The sequence below is a fragment of the Enterococcus sp. genome (assembly GCF_022711995.1).
Lineage (GTDB): Bacteria > Bacillota > Bacilli > Lactobacillales > Enterococcaceae > Enterococcus_D.
The window spans coordinates 1-12,031 of the sequence record NZ_JALAHI010000063.1 but is presented as its reverse complement, the minus strand read 5'-3'; the positions used below and the strand labels follow the sequence as shown (position 1 = coordinate 12,031).

Below are 12,031 nucleotides of genomic sequence, written 5' to 3'. Positions count from 1 at the left end.
TCAGTTTTGCCTAACGTTAGATTGACATAATGCTCAACGCATTTTGTACCGTAAAGGCACTCTTGAGATTCAGAAATCGAATCCGGAAACTCCTGGATAAATTCCGAGTATGAAATATACCCCTGCTCATACAGACTTATGATGTTTATTTTTATCAGTCCCTTCGTTCGAAATTCCATCCATTCCACCAGCGTGACCACCAACCAGTTTACTTCTCGCAATCGCTCGAGCACCTTCAAGTTTGCTATTAGCATGAACGATAGAAGTAAATCCATATTTTTCCCTTATCTTATCAATGATCTTGTCTAGCCTCATTTGCTTTATCTGCTCCTCAGCATCAGCAAATAAATCAAGCTGAATACTTGATGTGTAAATTAACTTTGAATAGGTGATACCTACATGACGGACGACTTGACCAGTATAATATTTACGAAATAGGAACAGTGCGTGCGAGACCAATATTTTTGTGTTATCAGTAGGTGGGACCGTCATCTGTCGTGAGAACCCTTTTTGTGTTTCTCCAAATGCAACACCAATGTAAATGGAAACACAAGAAGTTTGGCAGTGATGTCTGCGAATACGTGCAGCAACCTGTTCAGCCATTTCCTTGACGACAATTTCAATTTCATCTTGTAGATAGTAGTTTCTATTTAGCACCTGGCTATTACCATAACTCTTGTCTCTTGTCTGAGGAGCTGGCTCAGAGATAATTGTCCGATCGATTCCATTAGCGTGATGATATAACTGCTCACCAATAATTCCCATTCGACTTCGCAACAAATCGGGATTAGCCTTCGCAAGTTGCTCAATCGTTTCTATACCCATTCGCTCAAGTCGTTTTTGTGTGCGTGATCCAATGCCCCAGAATTCTGTCACAGGGGAGATGTTCCAAACTTTACTTTCCACGTCTTGATAGGTCCACTCTGCAATTAGGGATTTATTATGCTTCGATTCGTTGTCTAATGCTAGTTTGGCTAAAAGAGGATTGTCGCCAATTCCTACTGTCACATAGAGCTTCGTCGTGTCATATACATCACGTTGAATCATCTTAGCTAGTCGCCATCGTCTTTCGCTTCGAGACAAGTTTTTGTTTGGTACAAACAAGTTCAGTGATTTAGTTACGTCCATCATCGATTCATCAATAGAGTAGAGGAGTAGATCCTCATCGGCTACATATTTTCTAAATACGTTGTTTACTTTCAGATTTTCTTTTATATATAAGTTCATGCGTGGAGGGACTTTGAACAACAAAGGATGGTTTGGTAAATTATCAGCACGAGTAACATTTGAAATGCCTAACTTCTTTTTTGCCAGAGGAGAAGCAGCCAAGACTAATCCATTTCCAGTATTATCAGATTGAGACATGACTACAAGCATGGTTTTCATTGGATGAAATCCACGTTGAACGCACTCAACCGAAGCATAAAATGATTTTACATCAATAAAAAGAATGTCACGTTTGGGCTCAAGTTCGTATCGAAAACTTCCCATAATAGCTCACTCCTTAAGGAAAGTATAAGAACGTTTGTTCTGTTTGTAAAGCGAACAGGAAATAAAAAAATCAATCTAGGATAAGCGAGGAAAATAAATTGGTTTGATGATGATAATTGACTACCATTTTGACTACCATTTGACTACTAAAAAGGAAAAACTACGAAAAGCTTTTCTATAGCTTGAACACCAAAAAAGAGGTAGAAACCTCTGTGTAATAGGGTTTCTACCTCTCAGGAAAAACTACGAAAATCTTCTCGATTTTAGTCTATGGAGATGGCGGGAGTCGAACCCGCGTCCAAACATATTGCTACCTAAAAATCTACGCTCATAGTCAGCTCATTTAAGGATTCGCTTTACAGCTTGCCGAGTGACAGGCATTCTGTATCGCTAGTCTGATGCTCTCTTTTTTAACTTACAGACGGAAAGTCAAAACGTATCCCACTTAGAATAGGACCCTTACTCGAGCACATGGGCGATGCCGAGAGGATCTACGCCAACTGTTTTTAGGCAGCTAAAGCGTAAGAGTTTTCGTTTTTAGCAGTTATATTTAACTGTAACGTTTTAACGTAGACGTAACCTACGGAGCGCAATTCAGGCTCAACTATGCCTGTCGAATCCGTAACATCCCCCTGATAAAAGGGGTATCGCTACCAAAAAATAGTATACCACAAATTGCGCTGCGTGAAAAGATTTAGATCAAACCATAATGGTTCAAGGCATGAACGATGCCACCTTCGGTATTTTTATGAGTGACAAAGTCAGCGATCTCTTTTAATTCTTGCAAGGCGTTGCCCATTGCGATTTTATGATCGCAGGCTTCCAACATAGCAAAGTCATTACTGCCATCACCAAAACCAAATGTAGGAATATCTTTAAGGTCAAGCAAATCAACCAATTTCTTGATGCCAGTTCCTTTAGATATGCCATTTTTGACCACATCAATCGAAAATGGGGTGTTGCGATAAAAAGTTAATTCAGGGAATTGTTCTTTATAGAAGGTTTCGTTGGCGATACCTAAGACGAGCATCATATTGATGCGGTCTTTTTCATAACGCAACGGGTCAATTTCGGGAAGTGGGCTGCGGACATACTTGTACGCGTTGATCATCTCGTCATTATGACCCGTTGCCCAAAAGCCGTTTTCATTGTAATAAGAAAGTTCATCTCCATGCGCTCTCACGGCTGTCATCATTCGAGCACAAAGGTCTTTATCCAGCGTGTCTGAAAACACTTCTTTGCCATCGATCCGAATAAAAGCCCCGTTCATGACAATATTTGAGGTAATTCCAGCTGCTTCACGGATGGCAAGAACTTCAGTTTCGGTTCTGCCGGTTGCGATGATCGGTAAAACATCGTTTTTACGCAAGCGCTGCATGGCCTCAGCGATCTCTGGGGTAATTTGGGAATGTTCATCTAGCAGTGTGCCATCTAAATCAAAAAATGCTAAAGCTTTATAATCCATACAGTTTTCTCCTACTCTCATTGACAGTTACAAAATCAATCTTAACAAAGATTACCAAAAACGCAAACCTTTATGAAGAAACCGTGAAGTTGTTGGTAGATATGAGGTTTTCGAGTATACTAGAAGGAGAATGGAGTGGAAATATGATTTTTTTAGTAATTGGATCGATTTTCTTTTTGATCGGTTTTGTTTTTTTGATACTTCCTTCAAAGAAAATCAATTTTATCTATGGCTATCGTTCTTATCTAGCCAAACAAAATGAACGAAACTGGCGATATGCGCAAAAAATCTGTACGCAGTATTTTCTGCTTTTTGGAGGCGTCATGACATTGATTGGTATCCTGCTGAAGTGGCAGGGATGGACCAATTTCTATCTCTTAGAAATGATTGCCATTCCTTGGTTTATTGTACCGATTTTTGGTTTGATCGAAGAGAAACTGCAGCGATTTGATAAACAACATAGGGGTGAAGATGATGAATATCTTAATGATTGAAGACAATGAATCTGTTTCAGAAATGATGCAAATGTTTTTTTTGAACGAAGGCTGGGATGCGACCTTCAAATATGATGGCAAAGAGGGCTTAGAAGCTTTTGCCGAAGCACCGGAAAAATGGGATATGATCACGCTAGATTTAAATTTACCGACTATGGATGGCATGATCGTTGCTAGAGAGATTCGTAAACTGTCTAACACAGTACCCATTATTATGCTGACTGCCCGTGATTCAGAAAGTGATCAAGTGATCGGTTTGGAAATGGGCGCAGATGACTATGTGACGAAACCTTTTAGCCCATTGACATTGATTGCTCGCATCAAAGCATTGCATCGGCGTAGTGAAATTGCTGAAAAGACGAGTTCTGAAACCTCAGATACGACATTTGATATCGTTACCGATCATTTTAAAATGAATACCAAGACGCGGGAAGCTTATCTGAACGGCAAATTGATCGATGGATTAACACCGAAAGAATTTGATTTGCTTTATACATTAGCGAAAAAACCGCGACAAGTCTTTTCCCGGGAGCAATTACTAGAGCTAGTCTGGGATTACCAATATTTTGGGGATGAACGCACGGTTGATGCGCATATCAAAAAATTGCGACAAAAAATTGAAAAAGTGGGACCGCAAGTGATTCAAACGGTTTGGGGAGTTGGGTACAAGTTTGATGATGCAGGTGCTGCCTAATGCGTTATCTTTATCAACAGCTGATCGCTTTCTTTGCCGTGATTCTGGTCATTTTGATGACGATTGGAGTAGCGTTTACTCAGATGACCAGACAGACGTTACAAGAACGCAATTACGAACAATTGATGGGGTATGCTTCTTCGGTGGCAAAAATTTCTCAAATCAGCGATTCTGAATTTTTCCAACAAAATATGACTCGGGATGAGTATTTGCAATATTCATTGCACCTTGCGGAAAATATTCTGAGTAATCAAGACATCTCTTTTGCCTTTTTTAAAAGTCCGCAAGAACTGATCTACCCGATGGATACCACAGGACGTGGGGTTGATTTCAGTATTTCTGATACAGATTGGCAGTCGCTGAAAAATGGCGGCCGCTTACAAATGACTGCGAATACCAATCTATTCGGTGAACGAGAATTGACTTCTTATGTATTGATTCCTTTTTCTGTGAATCGCACGGATTTCTATGGTGTGATGGTGGTATCACAATCCGCCAGCAACATTTTGAATTTAGTCAGCGCCTTTAATCAGAACCTCTTCAAAGTCTTCTTGATTTCGATCATTGTTTCACTGTTGATTAGTTACTTGTTTGCGACTTTCCAAGTTCGCCGGATCAATCGCATGAAGCGGGCAACCAAAGAAATTACGAACGGTAATTTCGATATCTCATTGCCTGTTCATAATCGTGATGAGTTTGATGAGTTGGCCGAGGACTTCAATCAGATGTCCCGATCGTTGAAAGAATCCCATGAAGAAATTGAGCGGCAGGAAGAACGAAGGCGGCAATTCATGGCAGATGCTTCCCATGAGATGCGCACCCCGTTAACGACCATCAATGGGTTGTTAGAAGGATTAGAATACCATGCGATTCCAGAAAACCAGAGAGACAATGCGATTCGTTTGATGAAAAATGAGACCAATCGCTTGATTCGTTTAGTCAATGAGAATCTGGATTATGAAAAAATCAGAACCAATCAAATATCGATGGTCATCAAGAAGTTTGATGCAACTAAGACGATGAAGAATCTATTGACACAATTAGAGAGTAAAGCAGAAGTCGCAAATGATCGCTTGATATTGGAAACTGAGGCATCGATCGATGTCTATGCCGACTATGACCGTTTCGTGCAGATTATGGTCAATATCTTACAAAATGCCATTCAGTTCACACAAGATGGTGAGATTCGCGTGCGCATCGAGAAAGGTTATCTGGAAACGATCATTGAGATTTCGGATACAGGAATCGGTATGACCGAAGAACAAGTCAAAAATATTTGGGATCGCTACTATAAAGTCGATCCTTCCCGAAAAAATCGCCAGTTTGGTGAATCGGGTTTAGGGTTGTCGATCGTCGAACAATTGGTACGGCTTCATAAAGGAAAAATCGAAGTTGATAGTGAGCTGGGCAAAGGGACGACCTTCAAAGTGACTTTTCCAGATATTGAAATAGAAGAATAACCTAGAAGTGAAAAGCCTATTTCTTTGAAATAAGAAGCAAAAAGGGACTGTACCATAAGTCTCCTACAAGTAACACTATCCGAATATATCTCATTGCTCCTGCGGTGCAGTGGCTCCTCGTCGCAAAAGTCAGAGGAATCTAGAGCAATAGCATAATATTTGGATTAACTTGTTGGATGATGACTTATGGCACAGTCTTTAGTATTGCTCCTGCGGTGCAGTGGCTCCTCGTCGCAAAAGTCAGAGGAATCTAGAGCAATAGCATAATATTCGGATTAACTTGTTGGATGATGACTTATGGCACAGTCCTTAGTATTGCTCCTGCGGTGCAGTGGCTCCTCGTCGCAAAAGTCAGAGGAATCTAAAGCAATAGCATAATATTTGGATTAACTTGTTGGATGATGACTTATGTCACAGTCCTTTTTTTTTGCGTAGAGATAGAAAAGTCTCATTGTTTTGTAATATAGGGGGTCTGAGCCAAGCGTTCATCTTCATTCATTAAATAGATCGATAGCTGAAATTGTTTTGCTAGTTGACTGCATAACGGGAGCAGGGCTTGGACATCGGCAGTCTGCAAATTTTGGGAGAGGGTTTCTAAAATAAGCACTGGCTTTTCCAATAAAAGGGCCAAGAGCAACTGAACTTTGACCTCCTCCAAAGAGGTGAGTTCACTAATGGGCTTTTTTAAAAAAGTCGGTTCCAACTGAACCGCAGACAGAAGTTCCTCCAGTGGCAGATCTTTTTTATTGGCTAAGGAAAGATTGTCTGTTAAGGATAGGAACGGGACATAGTGCCATTTTGGCTCGATGGTAACCGCTTGGTTGGTTTGCAGAAGGTGAGCCAACATTTCTTTCGCAGCAAGATCAGTGGCTACAAGATAGAAAAGACCTGGGGTGTTTAGTTGATTTTTTGGTTTTTCCATTGTTGATTCCTCCAATAAAAGCAGTGACTACTGGCAACAACTAACGTGATGATCGTGACAGATGTACAAAGTAACATAACGGTTTGACGCAGGCTTTTTAGAATCATTGATAACCATTCCGAGCTATTCAATTCAATATTTTGAATGAATGCTTGGCTTGTTTGAGGGATCGTGATCCCAAAATCTGAGGTTGTTTGGTTTTTGATGGATTGCCATACCTGGACAGAAGGATCTTCTCTTTCAAAAATCGTGAGATGACTTGTGATCATTTCTTGTTGAAAGAATGGTTGAAACAAAATTAAAAGAGCAAAGACGAAAAGGACGATTGCCATTAGTGGGATCAATACTTCCAGTAACTGCATCCCTACCCATTGTCGGGAAGATGCGCCGCTGGTCAGCCAAGCTTGAAATTCTTTTCTTTTCATTTGCTGGTAAAAGATGGTAAAGCCTGTAAACACCAGCAAAAAGCTGGCGAAGATCAACAGAAACAGATTCTGATAAATAGTGGCGATTGGTTGGATCTCTTGGATGATTTTGGCCGGCATTTCCTCATCAATGACATAGGCTTTGGCTTGAGAAAATAGTTGGCTCAATGAGTGAAGCAACGTGTCACTGATGATCAACCCAATCACGGCGAAAAAGGCTAGTAATCCATACAGGATCAATGCTTTTTTATGATAACGAATGCTGGCAACAGCAAAACGAAACGTCTTCATTTAATTCACCTCATTCTACTATCTAGTATAAAAGGGGAGTTTGAATAAAGTATGAAGTTCTTGTACAAAAAAAGAAAGACAGGCGATATTTTTTTGTTTTTCCGTAAAAAAAGGTACCGCAACACTTGAAAAGCGTTGCAGTACCTTTTTAATTGCTTATTTATCAGAGTCTTTGACCATTTCTTCGTATTCTTTATAGGTTTTTGTTTGATACAAATCGACGGTTGATTTTCCGCCATTCTTTGAGTAGATACTTGTCGAATCAGCACCAAGTTCTTTTTCTTTGGCTGCCAATTTTTGCAGGGCATTCTTGTAATCGTAGCTATCCGGATCGACTTCGGTCAAGCCGCTTTTCGCATAGAAACGTAGCAGATCCCCATTATTGATTTGATCCGAAACAGACAATTGTTTATCGACTTTGGCTTTCCATTCATCCACTTGTTTTTGTAAACTGGCTGAAGGACTTGGAATTGCCATGCCAGTACTGTTACTGTAAAGAACACCGCCATAATACGTATAGTCAGGAGTAACGAAGTCACCATCTCTAAAGGCAACCAACTGTTCATTTTGTTTCGAGAATAAATCTTGTCCTAGTTGGATATATTTCGAAGTATCGACACCCAACAGGTGAAGCAAGGTTGGCAATGCATCCACTTGACCACCATAAGTATGGTTGATCCCGCCATTTGATTGGACAGGAATATGGATCATGTAAGGAACCCGTTGCAATGCGGCATTGTCAAAGTTAGACCAGCTAGAACTGTTTTTACCAAGCAATTCGGCTAAGTTTTTGTTTCGTGAATTTGAAATACCATAGTGGTCTCCGTACAAGACGATCACAGAATTGTCATAGAGACCAGATTCTTTCAAATAGTTGAAGAATTCTTCTACCGCTCGATCCAAGTAGTTCGCAGTAGCAAAGTAGCCGTTGATCGTTTCATCGGAAGTATTCGCTAATGGGAAACCACCTTCGTCATTGGTAAATTCTGAGTAAGGGTAGTGATTAGAAACAGCAATAAATTTCGCATAAAATGGTTGTTGCAATCGTTCCAAGTATTGTGCAGATTGTTCGAAAAATGGTTTGTCATGCAAGCCATATTGGAAAGAGTTATCTTCGTTGACATCATAGTAAGAAGCGTCAAAGAAGTAATCATAGCCAAAACGTTTATAGGTTTCATTCCGATTCCAGAATGTACCGGTATTTCCATGAAAGACCGCTGAAGTATAGCCTAGTGTCTGACCTAGAATATCAGGTGCGGCTTCAAAGGTATTTTTTCCGCCAAGCTGTGTAAAGAGCGCCCCTTGATTCAAACCAAAAAGTGAATTTTCAAAGAGTGTTTCTGCATCACTGGTTTTCCCAGCTTTGACTTGATGGAAGAAATTGTCGAAGCTATAAGTACTTTTACTATGATACAAGCTATTGATAAATGGCATTACTTCATGTTCTACGCCATTCTCATCTTTTAATTTATAATCGATCAGGAATTGTTGGGTACTTTCTAAATGGATATAGATCACATTTTTCCCTTTAGCAATTCCAAACATATCATCATTTGGTGCGGCATAGTGCTGTTTGACGTAATTTTCAACATCCTTCATATCATTAGGACTTGCTTCTGCTCGAACTTGGGATGCTTGATAGGTCTGCACGCCATCATAAACAGTGAATGCATTGATTCCTAGATACTTGACCAAGTAATCACGAGAAAAGGTACGTGTCAATAATTCAGGACGATCTGCTTCAGCTAAGAAGAGGTTTCCTGAGAAGATCATGACAGCCAATGTAGAAATCGCAAAGGCCATCCGTGCTCTTACTGGCCGTTGATCCATTTTGATTTTTTTCATAACAAGAGCAGCAATCAAAATGATAAAGTCCACAAAGTACAATAAGTCGTAAGGACGGAAAAGACGAATGGCACTTTCACCTAAGCCACTGGCTACTTTCCCGGCACCTAACATCGTATTGATCGTAATAAAATCAGTGAATTCTCGATAGTAGCTGACATTTGAGAACAAAAGCAGCGTCATCAAGAAATAGATGGCGATCATGGTAATGTAAGCTGCTTTGGTGCGCCTTACATACAGAGCGATCGAAAGTAAAAATAAGGTTGTTGCGATTGGGTTGATGAATAAGATAAAGTATTGCACAGCACTTTCAATCCCAAGGTGGAAATCCACCAAATAAGCAAAGATATTTTTTAACCAAAATAAGAGGGCAAGTAGGAGAAAAAAGCCCATTCGTGTATTCACAAAAGTGGATACTCTATTTTTTTTCAAAGGAATCTTCCTTTCTTTTTCAAGCTTAATCGAATAAGATTCAATTTTACATCATTCTATATTCTACTAGTCTCGCGAAATAGTGTCAATTGAATTCCCAAGTGCGGGGCGGAATTAAGCATTTCTTTACTTTCAAGGTTACAGACAAAGAAACAGGTTTTTGCTATACTTATCAATAGAACGAATGGAGCAGATAAACGATGAAAATGAATTTGACCAAACAAGGAATCAAGAAATTCCATAAAAAAAATCCCTTGATCAAAGAAGAAGACCTTCAACGCGTCAAACCGACGCAAGAGTGGCTCTCTTTTGTCGATCATCAAGGGAAAGTAGTCGGTACCGGCTATTTAGGAAAACAAAACAAAGGAATTGGCTGGGTATTGGCGTTTGAGGAACGACCCATCAATCGAGATTTCTTTGAAGCCGCTTTTGCAAAAGCGAAAGCCAAAAGAAGTGCTTACTATGCCAGCGAAGAAACGGATGCCTTTCGTGTCGTCAATGGTGAAGGGGATCATTTAGGTGGTTTAACGATTGATCTGTATCGCGAATATGCCGTATTTTCTTGGTACAACGAGACACTTTACCAAAAGAAATCCGTGTTGATCCAAGCATTCCAGCAAGTTTTTCCCGAAGTCAAAGGTGCCTATGAAAAAATCCGCTTTGACTCTGAGCTGCCGGAATCAGCGGCTATCTATGGAGAAGCGGCCCCTGAACCGCTGATCATCAAAGAAAATGGGGTCCAATACGCTACGTATCTGAATGAAGGACTGATGACAGGAATCTTCCTGGATCAGAAGGAAGTTCGCGGTCAGTTAGTCGAAGGCTTGGCAGCAGGAATGTCTGTGTTGAATATGTTTAGTTATACAGGTGCTTTTTCGATCGCTGCTGCAATGGGTGGTGCGGCAAAGACAACGAGTGTTGATCTTGCCAAGCGAAGTTTGGAGAAGACCCGCGAACAGTTTACGATCAATGGGGTTGATCCTGAAAAACAAAATATCCATGTGATGGATGTTTTTGGTTACTTTAAGTACGCCAAGAAAAAGGAGCTTACCTTTGACATGATCATTTTGGATCCGCCTAGTTTTGCCCGGAACAAGAAAAAAGTTTTTTCAGTCGCAAAAAATTATGGCGAACTGATTACAGATAGTTTGGCGATCATGAATAACGAAGGCTTGTTGATTGCTTCGACGAATGCGGCCAATCTTTCTCCCAAAAAATTTCAGCAGATGATTGAAGAAGCGATGGATCAAGCACAAGTCAGCTATCAATGTATCCAAGAATATCGACTACCAAGTGACTTTGCGGTTGATCCCAACTTTTTAGAAGGGAATTATTTAAAGGTATTCTTTTACCAAATCAAAAAGGAGTGAAGTGGATGGTTCAAGTAAAGTCGATCGAGTTGGACGGCAAGCACCCGCGCATTTGTGTGCCGCTGACCGGAACAACGAATGAGGAAATTATCAAGCAAGCCCTAGCCGCAGAAACTTCGGATGCAGACATCATTGAGTGGCGAGCGGATTACTATAAAAAGGTGGATAGTTTATCAGATGTATTGGATGTACTTTCCCATGTTCGGACAACATTAAAATCAAAAGTTTTTTTGTTTACCTTTCGGACGATCGAAGAAGGCGGGCAAGTTCCTTTTACATTGACACAATACAAAAGTTTATGCCTAGGAGCAGCAGAATCCGGATTGATCGATATGATCGATGTAGAGTTGGAGAAAGCTGAATTTTTGGGGAGAAACTTTATCCAACAAATCAAAGAACAACAAGTGAAATTGGTTTTGAGTAGCCATGATTTTGAGAAGACTCCTGAAGATGCAGTCTTGATCTTAAAAATCGGTATCATGAACCAATTTGGTGCGGATATTGGAAAATTAGCTATGATGCCGCACAATGTGCAGGATGTCTTGCGTTTGATGGGCATCGTCAATAAAGCCCGCGGGTTCAATCAACTACCTTTAGCCGTGATGTCCATGGGGGATTTAGGGAAAATCAGCCGTGTCAGCGGCAGTCTGATTGATTCCGTCATGACATTTGCTTCTCTGGACCAAGCGTCTGCTCCGGGACAGATTCCTATCGAGCGGATGAAAGAGTATTTAGCCGAATTTTTGATTGATTGATGTGGTCAAGAAAAAGTGATGCAATAGAAGTTTAGATAAAAGAGGAATGACTAATGGCAAAAGTGAAGAAAACAAATGCGATTCGGATGGTAGAACAAAGAAAAATCGCCTATCATGAATATACCTACGAATGGTCAGAAGATCATCTGGATGCTGGTTCTGTTGCACAGCAAATCGCTCATCCAGAAAGAATTTATAAAACCCTCGTAGCGGTTGGCAATAAAACCGGACCAATCGTTGCGGTGATCCCTGGAGACCATGAACTGGATCTGAAAAAAATCGCTAAAGCCAGCGGCAATAAAAAAGTCGAGATGCTGCATCTAAGAGACCTTGAAGAGACAACAGGCTATATTCGTGGCGGTTGTTCACCTATTGGTATGAAAAAGC

The 12,031-nt window shown here is 40.5% G+C and carries 11 protein-coding genes and 1 other RNA gene; 6 read left to right on the top strand and 6 right to left on the bottom strand.

The genetic code is table 11. The features are described 5' to 3' along the window. Positions 1-126: 126 nt before the first annotated feature. The 3 genes from Q0A12_RS06390 to Q0A12_RS06380 form a co-directional block, all read right to left on the bottom strand. Positions 127-1,491, bottom strand: a complete 1,365-nt coding sequence (locus Q0A12_RS06390) for a Y-family DNA polymerase (protein WP_291291828.1) — start codon at positions 1,489-1,491, stop codon at positions 127-129. Between the two features lie 268 nt (positions 1,492-1,759). Then, positions 1,760-2,123, bottom strand: a transfer-messenger RNA (tmRNA) gene (gene ssrA / locus Q0A12_RS06385). A 62-nt stretch (positions 2,124-2,185) separates the two neighbouring features. Beyond that, entirely contained in the window at positions 2,186-2,956 is a 771-nt protein-coding gene (locus Q0A12_RS06380) for a Cof-type HAD-IIB family hydrolase (RefSeq protein WP_291291827.1), read from the bottom strand. 143 nt (positions 2,957-3,099) lie between these two features. Here Q0A12_RS06380 and Q0A12_RS06375 point away from each other — a divergent pair, with 143 nt between their 5' ends. The 3 genes from Q0A12_RS06375 to Q0A12_RS06365 are packed head-to-tail and all read left to right on the top strand — an operon-like array spanning position 3,100 to position 5,604. Next, positions 3,100-3,450 (top strand): SdpI family protein, encoded by a 351-nt coding sequence (locus tag Q0A12_RS06375; RefSeq protein WP_291291826.1) that lies wholly within the window; start codon positions 3,100-3,102, stop codon positions 3,448-3,450. Further along, on the top strand, positions 3,431-4,144 hold the full coding sequence (locus tag Q0A12_RS06370; RefSeq protein WP_291291825.1) for a response regulator transcription factor: 714 nt from the start codon (positions 3,431-3,433) through the stop codon (positions 4,142-4,144). Before Q0A12_RS06375 ends, Q0A12_RS06370 begins: the two co-directional genes overlap by 20 nt. Next, the gene (locus Q0A12_RS06365; protein ID WP_291291824.1) at positions 4,144-5,604 is read left to right on the top strand and encodes a HAMP domain-containing sensor histidine kinase; all 1,461 of its coding nucleotides are present in this window, start codon (positions 4,144-4,146) and stop codon (positions 5,602-5,604) included. The genes Q0A12_RS06370 and Q0A12_RS06365 overlap by 1 nt, the downstream gene beginning before the upstream one ends. A 448-nt stretch (positions 5,605-6,052) precedes the next feature. Here Q0A12_RS06365 and Q0A12_RS06360 read toward each other — a convergent pair whose 3' ends face one another. The 3 genes from Q0A12_RS06360 to Q0A12_RS06350 form a co-directional block, all read right to left on the bottom strand. After that, entirely contained in the window at positions 6,053-6,526 is a 474-nt protein-coding gene (locus Q0A12_RS06360) for a hypothetical protein (RefSeq protein ID WP_291291823.1), read from the bottom strand. Further along, positions 6,502-7,242, bottom strand: coding sequence for a hypothetical protein (locus Q0A12_RS06355; RefSeq protein ID WP_291291822.1), 741 nt, complete (start codon positions 7,240-7,242; stop codon positions 6,502-6,504). The genes Q0A12_RS06360 and Q0A12_RS06355 overlap by 25 nt, the downstream gene beginning before the upstream one ends. A 156-nt stretch (positions 7,243-7,398) precedes the next feature. Next, positions 7,399-9,480: an LTA synthase family protein gene (locus Q0A12_RS06350; protein WP_291291829.1), complete on the bottom strand. Its 2,082-nt coding sequence runs from the start codon at positions 9,478-9,480 to the stop codon at positions 7,399-7,401. A 239-nt stretch (positions 9,481-9,719) separates the two neighbouring features. Here Q0A12_RS06350 and Q0A12_RS06345 point away from each other — a divergent pair, with 239 nt between their 5' ends. The 3 genes from Q0A12_RS06345 to Q0A12_RS06335 all read left to right on the top strand — a co-directional run. Next, entirely contained in the window at positions 9,720-10,889 is a 1,170-nt protein-coding gene (locus Q0A12_RS06345) for a class I SAM-dependent rRNA methyltransferase (RefSeq protein ID WP_291291821.1), read from the top strand. Between the two features lie 5 nt (positions 10,890-10,894). Further along, complete coding sequence (aroD, locus tag Q0A12_RS06340) at positions 10,895-11,644, top strand: type I 3-dehydroquinate dehydratase (protein WP_291291820.1); 750 nt, start codon at positions 10,895-10,897, stop codon at positions 11,642-11,644. A gap of 53 nt (positions 11,645-11,697) precedes the next feature. Next, a partial coding sequence (locus Q0A12_RS06335; protein ID WP_291291819.1) for an aminoacyl-tRNA deacylase occupies positions 11,698-12,031 on the top strand: 334 nt, incomplete at its 3' end.